Source organism: Pseudonocardia sp. ICBG601 (genome assembly GCF_020496245.1).
This window is the reverse complement of the sequence record NZ_JAHLJA010000002.1, coordinates 945671-960000: the sequence shown is the minus strand read 5'-3', so window position 1 is coordinate 960000 and position 14330 is coordinate 945671. Positions and strand designations below refer to the sequence as shown.

At 75.5% G+C, this 14330-nt stretch carries 13 protein-coding genes (1 of these 13 cut by a window edge); 8 read left to right on the top strand and 5 right to left on the bottom strand.

Going from position 1 to position 14330, the window contains the following annotated elements:
- Positions 1–519, bottom strand: partial view of a ferredoxin reductase gene (locus KPL57_RS04520; protein ID WP_226350592.1) — the 5' portion only. It extends 606 nt beyond the left edge of the window; 519 of the gene's 1125 nt are visible here — the first part of the coding sequence; it begins with the start codon at positions 517–519; the stop codon falls past the left edge of the window.
- A gap of 174 nt (positions 520–693) precedes the next feature.
- Between KPL57_RS04520 and KPL57_RS04515 the strand changes: the two genes are divergently transcribed.
- The 6 genes from KPL57_RS04515 (at position 694) to KPL57_RS04490 (ending at position 7735) form a co-directional block, all read left to right on the top strand.
- On the top strand, positions 694–1479 hold the full coding sequence (locus KPL57_RS04515; protein WP_226350591.1) for a MerR family transcriptional regulator: 786 nt from the start codon (positions 694–696) through the stop codon (positions 1477–1479).
- A 22-nt stretch (positions 1480–1501) separates the two neighbouring features.
- Positions 1502–3265: an FAD-dependent monooxygenase gene (locus KPL57_RS04510; protein ID WP_226350590.1), complete on the top strand. Its 1764-nt coding sequence runs from the start codon at positions 1502–1504 to the stop codon at positions 3263–3265.
- Entirely contained in the window at positions 3262–5148 is a 1887-nt protein-coding gene (locus KPL57_RS04505) for a maleylacetate reductase and hydroxyquinol 1,2-dioxygenase domain-containing protein (RefSeq protein ID WP_226350589.1), read from the top strand. The genes KPL57_RS04510 and KPL57_RS04505 overlap by 4 nt, the downstream gene beginning before the upstream one ends.
- Positions 5149–5210: 62 nt before the next feature.
- Positions 5211–5468, top strand: coding sequence for a hypothetical protein (locus KPL57_RS04500; protein ID WP_226350588.1), 258 nt, complete (start codon positions 5211–5213; stop codon positions 5466–5468).
- 21 nt (positions 5469–5489) lie between these two features.
- A complete protein-coding gene (glmS, locus tag KPL57_RS04495; protein ID WP_226350587.1) occupies positions 5490–7310 on the top strand; it encodes a glutamine--fructose-6-phosphate transaminase (isomerizing) in 1821 nt (606 codons plus the stop codon).
- The gene (locus KPL57_RS04490) at positions 7307–7735 is read left to right on the top strand and encodes an MOSC domain-containing protein (RefSeq protein ID WP_226350586.1); all 429 of its coding nucleotides are present in this window, start codon (positions 7307–7309) and stop codon (positions 7733–7735) included. The genes glmS and KPL57_RS04490 overlap by 4 nt, the downstream gene beginning before the upstream one ends.
- On the opposite strand, the gene KPL57_RS04485 is transcribed toward KPL57_RS04490, so the two are convergent.
- Positions 7728–9155 carry a DHA2 family efflux MFS transporter permease subunit gene (locus tag KPL57_RS04485; RefSeq protein ID WP_226350585.1) on the bottom strand — a complete coding sequence of 476 codons (1428 nt, stop codon included), beginning with the start codon at positions 9153–9155 and terminating at the stop codon, positions 7728–7730. The two genes, KPL57_RS04490 and KPL57_RS04485, sit on opposite strands and share 8 nt — an antisense overlap.
- Positions 9152–9796: a TetR/AcrR family transcriptional regulator gene (locus KPL57_RS04480; RefSeq protein ID WP_226350584.1), complete on the bottom strand. Its 645-nt coding sequence runs from the start codon at positions 9794–9796 to the stop codon at positions 9152–9154. The genes KPL57_RS04485 and KPL57_RS04480 overlap by 4 nt, the downstream gene beginning before the upstream one ends.
- A 127-nt stretch (positions 9797–9923) precedes the next feature.
- Here KPL57_RS04480 and KPL57_RS04475 point away from each other — a divergent pair, with 127 nt between their 5' ends.
- Positions 9924–11732, top strand: a complete 1809-nt coding sequence (locus KPL57_RS04475) for an NAD(P)/FAD-dependent oxidoreductase (RefSeq protein ID WP_226350583.1) — start codon at positions 9924–9926, stop codon at positions 11730–11732.
- A gap of 35 nt (positions 11733–11767) precedes the next feature.
- Entirely contained in the window at positions 11768–13315 is a 1548-nt protein-coding gene (locus KPL57_RS04470; protein WP_226350582.1) for a hypothetical protein, read from the top strand.
- Here the strand turns inward: KPL57_RS04470 and KPL57_RS04465 are convergent.
- Positions 13291–13920, bottom strand: coding sequence for a TetR/AcrR family transcriptional regulator (locus KPL57_RS04465; RefSeq protein WP_226350581.1), 630 nt, complete (start codon positions 13918–13920; stop codon positions 13291–13293). The genes KPL57_RS04470 and KPL57_RS04465 overlap by 25 nt on opposite strands.
- A gap of 67 nt (positions 13921–13987) precedes the next feature.
- On the bottom strand, positions 13988–14263 hold the full coding sequence (locus tag KPL57_RS04460) for a hypothetical protein (RefSeq protein WP_226350580.1): 276 nt from the start codon (positions 14261–14263) through the stop codon (positions 13988–13990).
- Positions 14264–14330: the final 67 nt, after the last annotated feature.

Below are 14330 nucleotides of genomic sequence, written 5' to 3'. Positions count from 1 at the left end.
GTCGCGACGGTCCAGGGTGCGCAGCATCGCCATGATCGGGGTGATGCCGCTGCCCGCGGTGAGGAACAGCAGCCGCTCCGGGGGCGGGTCGGGCAGCACGAACTCGCCCTGCGGCAGCGCCAGGCGCACCACCGTGCCGGGCCCGACACCGTCGACGAGGTGGCGGGACAGGAAGCCCTCCGGCATCGCCTTCACGGTGATCGAGATGTGCCTGCGGTCGCGACGCGGCTCGGAGGTCAGCGAGTAGGAGCGCCAGTGGAAACGGCCCTCCACCTCGACGCCGATCCCGACGTACTGGCCGGCGCGGTGGTCGAACGACCACCCCAGGCCGGGGCGGATGACCAGCGTCGCGGCGTCGGCCGTCTCGGGCACGACCTTCACCACCCGCCCGCGCAGCTCCCGCACCGACCACAGCGGGTTGAGCAGCAGCAGGTAGTCGTCGGGCAGCAGTGGCGTGGTGAAACGGGCGGCCGTCTTGCGTGCGCGGCGCAGTCCCCTCGGCAGTACGGCGTCGGTCATGACCCACCTCGTCGTCGCGGTCGGGGACCATCGGACCCGATCTCGGTGGCGACGGCAAGTTGGGACGGCGACACCCCCGTCACCAGTGACGACGGCGTCGGCCTCCGACCTGCAGGAACGTTACATCGGTTTTCTCGTCAACGATGTCGAGATCGACTGTCTAGGATCGTCCGGGTGGCGGACTTCCCGATCGAGGAGCTGGCCCGCCGGGCGGGGATGACCGTGCGGACGGTGCGCTCCTACATCACGCGCGGGCTGCTCCCGCCGGGTGAACGGGCCGGCCGGGCCGCCCGCTACACCGACACCCACCTCGACCGGCTGGACCTGGTCAACGGGCTGCGCCGGCGCGGCTTCTCCCTCGGGGCGATCGAGGTGCTCGTCACCCAGGACCCCGGACGGACCGCCGAGGAGGCGCTGCGGCTCTACCGCGGGATGCTCGCCCCGTGGCAGCCGGAGGAGCCCGTCGAGGTCGACGGGACGGAGCTGCCCACCCATCTCGGGCTCGACCCGGACGCGGTGTCGGCCGACGAGCTGGTCCGGCACCTGTGCGCGACGGGCGTCGTCGAGTCCGCGGCCCACGGACGGCTGCGTATCCTGCGGCCGGACCTCGCCCGGGCCGCCGCGGAGGCCGTGCGGCTGGGCATCCCGCCCGCCGCGCTGGTGGGGCTGCGCCGGCGGCTCGACGACCACACCGGCGCCGTCGCCGAGATGTTCGTCGAGCTGTTCGCCCGGCAGGTGTGGGACGGCCACGTCGCGGCCGGGCTGCCCGCCGGCGACGCACCCCGGATCCAGCAGACCGTCGAGCAGCTGCAGCCGGTCGCGACGCTGGCGCTGCTGTCGTCGTTCCGCTCGCGCATGCAGGACGCGATGGACGCCTTCATCACACGGATCTCCGACGACATCTCCCCCGAGGCCGGACGCGCGATGGGGATCCGGACGACGGACCTGGACGATCGTTGACTCTTCAACGATGATGCGCCGGGTGAGCACCGTGACGACGGACGTCCTCGTGATCGGCAGCGGGCCCGCGGGCTCCTCGGCCGCCCTGTTCCTCGCCGGGCTCGGCGTCGACCACCTCGTGATCACCAAGTACCGGTGGACCGCCGACACCCCGCGCGCGCACATCACCAACCAGCGCACCGTCGAGATCCTGCGCGACCAGGGGGTGGAGGCCGACGTCGTCGCCGAGGGGACGCCGTCGCACCTCATGGGCGAGACGGTGTTCTGCACCGCGCTCGCCGGCGACGAGCTCGGCCGGGTCCGGACCTGGGGCACCCACCCCGCGCGGCGCGCCGACTACACCCTGGCCAGCCCGTCGTCGCACTGCGACCTGCCCCAGAACATCCTCGAGCCGATCCTGGTGGGACGGGCCGCCGAGCGCGGCAGCCGCATCCGCTTCGACACCGAGTACAGCCACCACGTCCAGGACGACGACGGCGTCACCGTCACCGCGCGCGACCGGCTCACCGGGGCGGAGCTGACGATCCGGGCCCGCTACGTGATCGGCGCCGACGGTGGGCGCAGCGCCGTCGCCCGGGACGCCGGCCTGCCCTTCGACGGCCGCGGCGAGCTCGCGGGCAGCATGAACATCGTCTTCGACGCCGACCTCACCGCGCTGGTCGAGCACCGGCCGAGCGTCCTGTACTGGGTGTTGCAGCCCGGTGCCGACGTCGGCGGCATCGGGATGGGCGTGCTGCGCATGGTGCGGCCGTGGACCCGCTGGATGGCGATCTGGGGCTACGACCTCGCCGGTCCCCCGCCGGAGCTCGACGACGCCGCGGCCACCGCGATCGTCCACGACCTGATCGGCGACGACTCCGTGCCGGTGACGATCCGCTCGACCTCGGTGTGGACGGTCAACGAGCAGTGGGCCACCCGCTACCGGTCGGGCCGGGTGTTCTGCGCCGGTGACGCCGTGCACCGCCACCCGCCGTCGAACGGGCTGGGCTCCAACACCTCGATCCAGGACTCCTACAACCTGTGCTGGAAGCTCGCGATGGTGCTGCGCGGCACCGCCGGGCCGGGGCTGCTGGACTCCTACGACGCCGAGCGCGCTCCCGTCGGTGAGCAGATCGTGCGTCGCGCCAACCGCTCGGTGGAGGAGTTCGGCCCGATCTTCACCGCGCTCGGGCTCACCCCGGGTGCCGATCCCGAGGCCATGCGCGCCTCGATGGCGGCCCGTGCCGACGACTCCCCCACCGGGGCCCGGCGGCGCGGCGAGCTGCGGGCGGCGCTGGAGGCCAAGGACTACGAGTTCAATGCGCACGGCGTCGAGATGGGGCAGGCCTACACCGGCCCCGGCGTCGTCGCCGACGGCACGCCCGAGCCGCCGCCCGAGCGCGACCCGGAGCTGTTCTACCGGCCGACCACCCGGCCCGGGCACCGGCTGCCGCACTGCTGGCTGGGCCGCGACGGGCACCGGGTCTCCACCCACGACATCACCGGCAAGGGCCGGTTCGCCCTGCTCACGGGCATCGCGGGCGGCGCCTGGGCCACGGCCGCGGCCACCGTCGCCGCCGAGCTGGGGATCGACCTGGCCGCGCACGTGGTCGGCCCGGGCCGCGAGCACACCGACCTCTACGACGATTGGGCGCGGCTGCGCGAGGTCGGCGAGGACGGCTGTGTGCTCGTCCGCCCGGACGCCCACGTCGCCTGGCGCAGCGACGCGCTCGTCGCCGACCCGGCGGCCGCGCTGCGCGCGGTACTGGGGAGCATCCTGGACCGGACCCCGGAGGTGACCGCATGACCGGCTTCGTCCACGAGCCCTCCCCCGCGCGGGTGGTGTTCGGCCCCGGCACGATCGACGACCTCGCCGCGGAGGTGACGCGGCTCGGCCGGTCGCGGGTGTTCCTCGTCGGCGGCCGCCACCCCGCGGGCGCGGCGGACCGGGCGCGGGCCGCGCTCGGGTCGCTGCTCGCCGGACGGTTCGACCGGGCCGCCGTGCACACCCCGGTGACGGTGACCGACGAGGCGCTGGCGGCGTTCACCGCGGCCGGGGCGGACTGCGTCGTCGCGATCGGGGGCGGCTCGCAGATCGGGCTGTCCAAGGCGCTCGCGGTGCGGACCGGTGCCGACCAGGTCGTCGTCCCCACGACGTACTCGGGCTCGGAGTGCACCGCGGTGCTCGGGGAGCTGGGGGTGGACACGCCGGGGGTGAAGACCACCCGGACCGACCCGGCGATCCGGCCCGAGACCGTCGTCTACGACACGACGCTCGTCGCCGACCTGCCGTCGCAGGTGGGGGTGCCGAGCGCGGTGAACGCGCTGGCGCACGCCGTCGAGGCGCTGTGGAGCACCGACCGCGACCCGCTGACCGACGCCGCCGCGCTGGAGTCGGTGCGGCTGCTCACCGCGGGGCTACGCGAGCGCGACACCGACGCGCTGCTGCGCGGGGCGTGGCTGGCCGGGACCTGCCTCGACCGGGCCGGGATGGCGTTGCAGCACAAGCTCGCCCACACCGTCGGCGGCACGCTGGACCTGCCGCACGCGCCGACCCACGCCGTGCTGCTGCCGCACGTCATCGCCTACAACGCGGCCGCCGCGCCGCGGATCGCCGAGGCGCTCGGGCCGGACCCGGCCGGGGCGGTGTACGACCTGCTCGTCGCCGCGGGCGGGCCGACGTCGCTGGCCGCGCTGGGCGTCGACGAGGCCGACCTGGACCGGCTCGCCGAGCAGGCCGTCGCCCGGCCGTACCCGAACCCGGTGCCGGTGACCCGCGACGGCGTGCGCGCCCTGCTCGGGCGGGCCTGGGCCGGGCGGCGGCCGGGGGATCCGGTGCGCGCCACCCTGGACGCGCTGACCGCGCAGGTCACCGCGTCGTTCGGCGGGCCCGACGAGCGGCTCCGCACCCTGCTGGCCGGGCTCGCGGCCACCCTGCACGGCTATGCGCGCGAGCACGACCTGACCCAGGACGAGTGGCAGGCCGCGATCGACTTCCTCACCCGCACCGGGCACCTCACCGACGAGCGGCGCCAGGAGTTCGTGCTGCTGTCGGACACCCTCGGGCTGTCCAGCGTGGTGGACGTGCTGACCCACTCGCGCACCCCGGACACGACGTCCTCGGCCGTGCTCGGGCCGTTCTACACCGACGGCCCGCCCGAGCTGGACCAGGGAACCGACGTCTCCGCGGGGAAGAAGGGAACCCCGCTGTGGGTGGACGTGGTCGTCACCGACACCGATGACGAGCCGGTCGCCGGGGCGGTCGTCGACATCTGGCAGTCCGACGAGGACGGCTTCTACGACCTGCAGCTGCCCGAGACCGAGGGCCCCGTCCTGCGCGGCCGGTTCCGCACCGACGACGCGGGCCGGCTGCGGTTCCGCTCGATCCTGCCCGCCGCCTACCCGATCCCGGCCGACGGACCGGTCGGGGAGATGCTGCACGCCACCGGACGGCACCCCTTCCGGGCGCCGCACCTGCACTTCCTCATCGAGGCGCCGGGGCACCGGCAGCTGATCACGCAGCTGTTCGTCGCCGGTGGGGAGCACCTCGACTCGGACACGGTGTTCGGGGTGAAGGACGACCTGGTCGTGGAGTTCGCCCCGCGCCGCGGCCCGATGCCCGACGGCGTCGAGCCCGACGGGGAGTGGCGGCTGCTGGAGTTCACCTTCCGGATCGCCCGCGATCGCTGATTCCTGCCCGATTTCGGGCAGGATCCTGGTTCTTCGCCCCGTCGCCGGTCAGGATCGGCGGCGTGGATCCGGATCTCGTGCGGCACGTGGCCGCCACCACCGGGCTCGCCGAGCCGGTGGCGGCCCGCGTGGTCGCCGACGTCGTCGCCTACTTCGGCGAGACCACCGAGGAGTTCGTCCGCCGCCGGCACCGCGAGCTGCAGGCCCGCGACCGGCGCAACGACGAGATCTGGCCGCGGATCGCGGCCGAGCTCGCCGCGCGGGTGGTCGCCCCCGGTGACGTCTCCCAGCGGCGGCTGCGCCGGATCGTCTACGGCTGAGCGGACGACGGGGGAACGTGCATGTGCGGGATCGTGGGTTACGTGGGGCCGCGGGAGGCGGCGGGTGTGCTGCTCGACGGGCTGTCCCGGCTGGAGTACCGGGGCTACGACTCGGCGGGCCTGGCCGTGGCGCACCGCCGGAAGGTGACGGTGCGGCGGACCGCCGGGCGGGTGGAGGACCTGCGCACGCTGCTGGGTGACGCCCCTCCCCCGGGCCGGTCGGGCGTCGCGCACACCCGGTGGGCCACCCACGGCGAGCCGAGCGAGGCCAACGCGCACCCGCACACCGACGCGTCCGGGCGGGTCGCGATCGTGCACAACGGCATCGTCGAGAACGCCGACGCGCTGCGCGGCGCGCTCACCGCGCGCGGGGTCGTGCTGCGCAGCGACACCGACTCCGAGGCGCTCGCGCACCTGGTCGCCGAGGCGCTCGACGGCGGGGCGGCGACCCTCGCCGACGCGGTGCGCACGGCGCTCGCCGGCGTCGAGGGCACCTACGGCCTCGCGGTGCTCGACGCCCGCACCCCCGACGAGATCGTCGTCGCGCGCAACGGCAGCCCGATCGTGCTCGGCATCGGCGACGGCGAGATGGTCGTCGCCTCCGACCTGGCCGCGGTCGTGCGGCACACCCAGAAGGTCGTGTTCCTCGACGACGGCGAGATCGTCACCGTGCGCGCCGACGGCATCGAGGGCTCCACCCGGATCAGCCCGACCACCGTCGACACCGGCTCCGAGGACTACGCGCTCGGCGGGCACCCCGACTTCCTGGCCAAGGAGATCGCCGAGCAGCCCGACGCCCTCCGCCGCGCGCTGGCCGGGCGGCTCGACACCCGGTTCGCCACCGCCCGGCTGGGCGGGCTCGGGATGGACCCGCGCGAGCTGCGCGGGGTGCGCCGGGTGCTGTTCCTGGGCTGCGGGTCGGCGTACTACGCCGGGGAGATCGGCGCCGGGCTGGTCGAGCAGCTGGCCCGGATCCCGGCGGCGGCCGAACCGGCCGGCGAGTTCCGCCACCGCAATCCGGTCGTCGACCCGGACTGCCTCTACGTCGCGGTCAGCCAGTCCGGCGAGACCGCCGACACCCTCGCCGCGGTGCAGGAGCTGCGCCGCAAGGGCGGCCGGGTGATCGGCGCGGTGAACGTGATCGGGTCGGCGATCTCCCGCGAGTGCGGGGCCGGGGTGTTCCTGCACTCCGGGCCGGAGGTGTCGGTCGCCTCGACCAAGGCCGTCACGACCATGAGCGTGTCGTTCGCGATGCTCGCGGTGCTGCTGGGCCGGGTGCGGGACCTGTCGGTGGCCGACGGGCGGCGGCTGCTCGACGGGCTGGCGGCGCTGCCCCGCCACGTCGAGGCCGTCCTGGCCGACGACGCCGCCCACGGCACGGTCGCCGCGGTCGCGCAGCGGTGGGCGCACGCGTCGTCGATGTTCTTCGTCGGGCGCACCCGGTGCAGCCCGGTCGCGCGGGAGGGCGCGCAGAAGCTCAAGGAGATCTCCTACTGCCACGCCGAGGCCTACCCCGCCTCCGAGCTCAAGCACGGCCCGCTGGCGCTGGTCACCCCAGACATGCCCAGCGTCGTCGTGGTCCCCGACGACGAGCTGCTCGCGAAGAACGTCGGCACGATCGAGCAGATCCGGGCCCGGGGCGGGCCGGTGATCGCGGTGACCGACGCCGAGCTGCCCGCCGGGCTCGCCGACGCCGTGCTGCGGGTGCCGCGCACCGAGCCGGAGCTGGCGCCGATCCTGCTCGGGATCCCCCTGCAGCTGCTCGCCCGGCACGCCGCCGTCGCGCTCGGACGCGACGTGGACCGGCCGCGGAACCTCGCGAAGTCGGTGACGGTGGAGTGAGGGTCCTCGGGCTGCACGTGGCCGCGGAGCGGGGTGCGCCGATGCACGACGTCGGGCGGGTCGAGGTGGTCGCGGGCAGCGGCGTCGTCGGCGACCGGTACTTCGGCACCCGGCACCGGCACGTCTCGGTGCAGAGCCGCGACGAGCTCGACGACGCCGCGGCCGCGCTCGGGGCCCCGGTGCCCTCGGGCGGCACCCGGCGCACCGTCACCGTCGACCACGGCACCGTCCCGACGACGCCCGGCACCCGGCTGCGGCTCGGCGACGTCGAGCTGGAGGTGGTGCGGAAGGCCGCACCCTGCCGGGTGATGGAGACCGCCGTCGGGCCGGGGGCGCGCCGCGCGCTGCACGACCGCGGCGGCGCGGTCTGCCGGGTGCTGACCTCCGGTGCGATCGCCGTGGGCGACCCGGTGGAGGTCAGCTGACGGGGGCCTGGGCCACGGTGCGGCGCCGGACGAGCAGCGACAGCAGGACGGCCAGCACCCCGACCCCGCCGGCGACGGCGAACGCGGCGTGCAGCCCGTCGGCGTCCGGGGAGGCCCCGGCGGCGCTCGCCGAGCCCAGTGCGGCGACGGTGACGAACAGCGCCGTCCCCAGCGCGCCCGCGACCTGCTGCAGCGTGGACAGGATCGCGCTGCCGTGGGAGTACAGCTCGTCGGGCAGCGAGCCCAGCGCCTCGGTCATCAGCGGCGTCATCATCAGCGCGAGCCCGCCCATCAGGACCAGGTGGAAGCCGACGACCACGCCCAGCGGGGTGCCCGGGCCGAGGGTGGAGAACAGCAGCAGACCGGTCGCCATCAGCACCGCGCCGGGGATGACCAGCGGGCGGGCGCCGACGCGGTCGAACAGCGCGCCGACCGGGCGGCCGAGCAGGCCGAGCAGCAGCCCGCCGGGCAGCACCACGAGCCCGGAGACCAGCGTGCTCGTGCCGAGCACGGTCTGCAGGTAGAGCGGCAGCAGCACCGCGGCGACGCCGATCAGCGACAGCAGCACCAGCGCGGTGAGCACCAGCGCCACGACGAACTGGCGCCGCCGGAACGGGCGCAGGTCCAGCAGCGCGCGGCCGGAGCGCATCAGCCGCAGCTGGCGCAGCACGAACACCGCCAGCGCGACCAGCCCGACGACGACCGGCACCCACGGCGGGAGCCCCCCGCCGCCGTGGCCGCCCAGCGAGGACAGCCCGTAGACCAGGCCGCCGAACCCGACGGCGGACAGCAGCACCGACACCACGTCGAGCGGGACCGGGCGGCCGCCGCCGTCGATGCGCAGCCACCGTGCGCCGGCCGCCATGGCGATCACGGCCAGCGGCAGGACCAGCCAGAACATCCAGCGCCAGCCCAGACCGGAGAGGATCGCGCCGCCGATCGTCGGGCCGATCGCGGGCGCGACGGCGATGACGATCGTGATCGTGCCCATCGTCGCGCCGCGCCGCTCGGCGGGCACCAGACGCAGGATCGTGGTCATCAGCAGCGGGATCATCATCGCCGTGCCGCCGGCCTGCACGATGCGGCCGACGAGCAGCACCGCGAATCCGGGTGCGAACCCGGCGATCGCGGTCCCCGCGGTGAACAGCCCGAGCGAAGTGAGGAAGACCTGCCGCGGGGTGAAGCGGTCGAGCAGGTAGCCGGTGGTGGGGATGACCACGGCCATCGTCAGCAGGAAGCCGCTGGTCAGCCACTGGGTGGTGGTGGCGGGGACACCGAGGTCGACGCTCAGGTCGCGCAGCGCGACGCTCAGCACGGTCTCGTTGAGGATCATCACGAACGCGGCGCCGACGAGGACGGCGATCAGCGGTCCGGTCCGGTTCGCCGGTACCGGTTCGGTACGGGACGGGGTGGTGGTCACGCGGGGTCTCCTGCCCGGGGAAGGGTCGTGGTGGCCGCGCGCAGGGCGCGGCCGAGTCGGTCGACGGGGTCGGTGCACCGGACGCCCGCGGCGAGCTCGACGGCGAGGTCCTCGCCGCTGATCCGCAGGGCGGCGGCGACGGCGGCGGCGTGCACCCGGACGTCCAGGTCGCCGGGCTCGCGGCCGGCGCGGGCCGCGATCACCTCGGCGAGCACCGGCTCGGCCCGCTCGTGCACCGCCAGCCACACCGCCCGCAGACCGGGCTCGGTGCGCGACAGCGCGATGACGGCCATCGCGGCGTCGGCGTCGGCGGCGTCGACCGGGTCCTGGGGCGGGCGGTACTCGGCGAGCAGGTGCTCGTCGAGGCCCACCCCCGCCGGCCAGCGCCGCAGCGTCGCGACGACGGCGTCGATGCTGCGTGCGAGGACCGGCTCCACGCAGCTCTCCTTGGTGCGGAACCAGCGCCACAGCGTCCGGCCGGACAGCCCGACCTCCTCGGCGATCCGCTCGCCGCTGGTGGCGTGCACGCCGTGCTCCCGGAACAGCGCCACGGCCGCGCGGGAGATCTCGAGGCGCTGCAGCTCGCGCCGGCGGTCGCTCATCGGCGCCCGCCCGCGTCGGGTGTCGTCGAGTGTCTTCATGTCACTGCCTGACAGTAATGAGACCGGCCGGGACCGGCCACGAGACGCTCGTCTCACAGTGCCTTTTTGGCAGTTTGTGCCACGCTGGTCGGGCACGTGATCATGCAACGCCGAGGGAGCCACGAGCGTGACGACGACCGGGACCACCGACCCCACCGCGGCCGACCTGGACCGGCTGCGGGAGCGCTACCGCGCCGAGCGCGACCGCAGGCTGCGCCCCGACGGCACCGCCCAGTACCGGGCGTCGACCGGGGAGTTCGGCTTCTACGCCGACGACCCGTGGTCCGAGCCCACCGACCGCGACCCGGTCCGGGACGAGGTGGACGTGCTGGTCGTCGGCGGCGGTTTCGGCGGGCTGGTCGCCGCGGCCCGGCTGCGGCAGGCCGGCCACGAGCGGATCCGGATCGTCGACGTCGCCGGGGACCTCGGCGGGACCTGGTACTGGAACCGCTACCCCGGCATCGCCTGCGACATCGAGAGCTCGATCTACCTGCCGCTTCTGGAGGAGCTGGGCGGGATGCCCAGCCGTCGCTACCCGCCGGGCGGGGAGATCCGGGCGCACGCCCGCGCGGTCGGCGAGCACTTCGACCTCTACCGCGACGCCCTGTTCCACACCGAGGTCACCACCCTGGTCTGGGACGACGACGCGCGGGCCTGGCAGGTCGGCACCGACCGCGGCGACGCGGTCACCGCCCGGTTCGTGGTGATCTCCTCCGGGCCGTTCAACCGGCCCAAGCTGCCCGGGATCCCCGGCATCGCCGACTTCGCCGGGCACACCTTCCACACCAGCCGGTGGGACTACGGCTGGACCGGCGGCGACGAGCGGGGCGGCCCGCTCGACCGGATCGGCGACCGCACTCTCGCCGTGGTCGGTACCGGGGCCACGGCGATCCAGTGCGTCCCGCACCTGGCCGGGGCCGCGCGGCACCTCTACGTCGTGCAGCGGACGCCGTCGTCGGTCGACACCCGCGACGACGCCCCCTACGACGAGGCCTGGTGGCGGGCGCTGACCCCGGGCTGGCAGCGCCGCCGTCGCGAGGACTTCCTGAACCTGATGGACATGCGACCGGCGCCGCACGGCTCGCACGGCCCCGACGGCGTCGCGGACAGGTGGACCGACACCGCCCCGATCCGGGGCGCGCAGCGGCTCGCCCGGACCCGGGGCACCGAGGACCCGGCCGAGGCGCTGGAGATCGCCGACGCCGAGAAGATGGACGAGATCCGGGCCCGGGTCGACCAGATCGTCGCCGACCCGGCGACGGCCGCGGCGCTCAAGCCCTGGTACCGCCAGATGTGCAAGCGGCCCACCTTCAGCGACACCTACCTGCAGACCTTCAACCGGGACGACGTGACGCTGCTCGACACCGGCGGGCAGGGCGTCGAGCGGATCACCCGCGACGGTCTGGTGGTCGACGGCGTCGAGTACCCGGTGGACGCGATCGTGTTCGCCACCGGGTTCGAGCTCGGCGCCGACCCCGCCACCCGGGCCGGGGCCGACATCCGCGGGCGCGACGGCGTCACCCTCGCCGAGCACTGGGCGGACGGGCTGTCCACACTGCACGGCTGGGTCAGTCGCGGCTTCCCCAACCTGTTCCACGTCGGGGCCGGGCAGAACTCGGCGTCGGTGAACTTCGCGCACGTGCTGGAGGAGCAGGCCGGGCACATCGCGGCGGTCTGCGCCGAGGCCGACCGGCGCGGGGTCCGCGTCGTCGAGCCGACCGCCGAGGCGGAGGCGGCGTGGGTCGCCACCATCCGCGAGCGGGCGCAGGACCAGCACGGTTTCCTCGCCGGGTGCACACCCGGCTACTACAACTTCGAGGGCCGCCCGCGGAAGCGCAGCGAGCAGTTCGGCGGCGGTCCGGTCGAGTTCCACGAGATCCTGCGCGACTGGCGCGCCGGCGGGATGGACGACGTGCTCTCCGGCGGCGCCCCGTGAGCGTGCGCCCGGTCGCGGGGCCGGACCGGGGACCCGTGCGGACCACGCCCGGGCTGCGGGCCGAACCGCTGTGCCCGCCGAACCCGCTGTGGGCGTCCAACGGGATCGTGGCCGGTCCGGACGGCCGGCTGTGGATCGCGCAGTTCCTCGGCGGCACCGTGTCCGCGTTCGACCCGGCGACCGGCGGGCTCGAGACGGTGCTCGGGCCGGACGGGCCGCTCACCGCGCCCGACGACCTCGTGTTCGGCGCCGACGGCGAGCTGTTCGTCGTCGACCTGCCCGCCGGGCTGGTGTGGCGCCGGGCGTCCGACGGGGCCATGACCGTCGTCGCCGACGGGATCACCGCCCCGGACGGGATCGCCTGGCACCGCGGACGGCTGTTCGTCAACGAGCTGTGCCCGGACGGCCGGCTGCTGGAGATCGACCCGACCGGCGGGCCGCCGCGGGTGCTCGCGACCGGGCTCGCGCTCGGCAACGCGATGGAGGTCGGCCCGGACGGGCTCCTGTACTACCCGCACCTGCTCTCCGGCGAGGTCTGGCGGGTCGACCCGGACGGCGGCGCCCCCGAACGGCTGCTCACCGGGCTGGACCGGCCGGTGGCCGTGCGCTTCGACCCCGCGGGACGGCTGCGCATCCTGTCCAACGGCGGACGCGGCGCCCTGTGGACCGCCGACGGTGGGCGGGTCACCGCCACCCTCGACACCGGCGTCGGCGGCGCGGACAACGTGGTGTTCACCGCCGACGGCGCGGCCTGGGTGACCGGCGCCTTCCACGGCGGGCTGGTCCGGGCCGGCGTCGACGGCACGGTGACCACGATGCTGCCGGCCGGGCTGTGCGGCCCCTGGGGCGTGGCCGCCGACGGTGCGGGCGCGCTCGTCGCCGACCACTTCTCCCTGGCCCGGGTGGCCGGCGGCGCCGTCACCGCGCTCGGCGACGTCGTCACCGAGGTCCGCGGCGGGGTCCGCGGACTCGCCCGGCACCACGGCGACACGGTCGTCACCACCGGGACCGGGGTGTGGCGCGGACATCCCGGCTCCTGGACGCCGCTGGCCGACGGGCTGGCCGGGGCGACCGGCGTCGCCTCCTGCCGGGACGGGCTGCTGGTCGCCGAGACCGGCGCCGGGCGGGTCCTGTACCTCGCCGACGACGGCACCGTCACCGTGCTCGCCACAGGTCTCGACGGGCCGGTGGACGTGGCCGTCGACGGCACCGGCACCGCCTACGTCACGCTGACCGGCGGCGGGCAGGTCGTGCGGCTCACCCGCGGCGACGAGGGCGCCGGCGCCGGAACCGTCCTCGCCGCGGGCCTGCACCGGCCGGAGGGGATCGCCGTGGCCGGGGGCGCGCTGTGGTGCGCCGAGGCCGCCGCGGGACGGCTGCTGCGCATCGACCCGGACGGCCGGGCGGTCACCGTCGCGGCGTCGGGGCTGCCCTTCGACGTGCGGCCGCCGCACGTTCCCGCGGACTGCCGCAGCGGCGCGGCCGCCCGGCCCGCCCCGTTCGCCGGGGTCGCGGGGGCCGACGACGACTCCGTGCTCGTCGCGGTCAACGGCGCGGGCTACGTGCTGCGGGTCGGCCCCTGACCGGCCGCCCGCTCGCCGTCGACGCCGTGGGTCGCGGCGTCGACGGCCGCCGACAGCCGCTCCCGCAGCTGCGCGGCCGGTGGGCGGCGCCCGTCGGCGGTGGCGGCTGCGATGTCCTCGGTGGCGACCCGCAGCGCCCCGTTGAGCGCCGCGGCCTGCACCCGCACGGCGACGTCCTCGGGGTCGCGGCCGAACCGTCCCGCGAGGATCCCGGCCAGGACCGGCTCGGCCCGTTCCTGCACGACCAGCCAGATCGCGCGCAGGGCGGGCTCGGAGCGGCTCATCCGGATCACCGCGAGGACGAGGTCACCGTCGTCCGGCCCCGCGTCCGGGTGCTCGGCGTAGTCCCCGGCGAGGTGCTCGGTCAGCGCGACGCCCGCGGGCCAGCGGGCCAGGCTCGCGGTGAACGCGTCGGTGGCCAGGCTCAGCACCGGCTCGACGCAGCTCTCCTTGGTGCGGAACCAGCGCCAGAACGTGCGTGCCGACAGCCCGACCGCCTCGGCGATCTGCTCCCCGCCGGTCGCGGCGACGCCGTGCTCGCGGAACAGCCGGATCGCCGCCCGGGAGATCTCCAGGCGCTGCAGGGTGCGGCGACGGTCGCTCATCGGCCGCCGTCCGCGCCGGACCGCCGTCCCCTCCGTCACACCGCACCCCCGAGTGCTCGCCGGGCGGTCAGCCTAGACGGCGGGCGTTGGCCCGCACCCGGGCGCGGATCGGCTCCAGCGCCCGCCCGAGGGTCTCCGGGCCCGGCTTCGAGGTGACCAGGACGACCGCGGCCCGGGAGAACCCGTCGACCTTCTCGGCCCACATCCGGTGGAACTCCCGGACCTCGCGCGCCGGGGGCGGGAAGCCCGAGGTGAGCATCCGGGCGGTGCGACGCGCGATGACCAGCGGCGCGAACACCGCGATCTCGGCGAGCGAGAGGACGGCACGAGTGGTGGCGGGCATGGGACGGACGGTAGCCCCTGTCCCCGACACCCACGGGCCGCGCGCCGGTCACCGAGGGCTCGCCGCC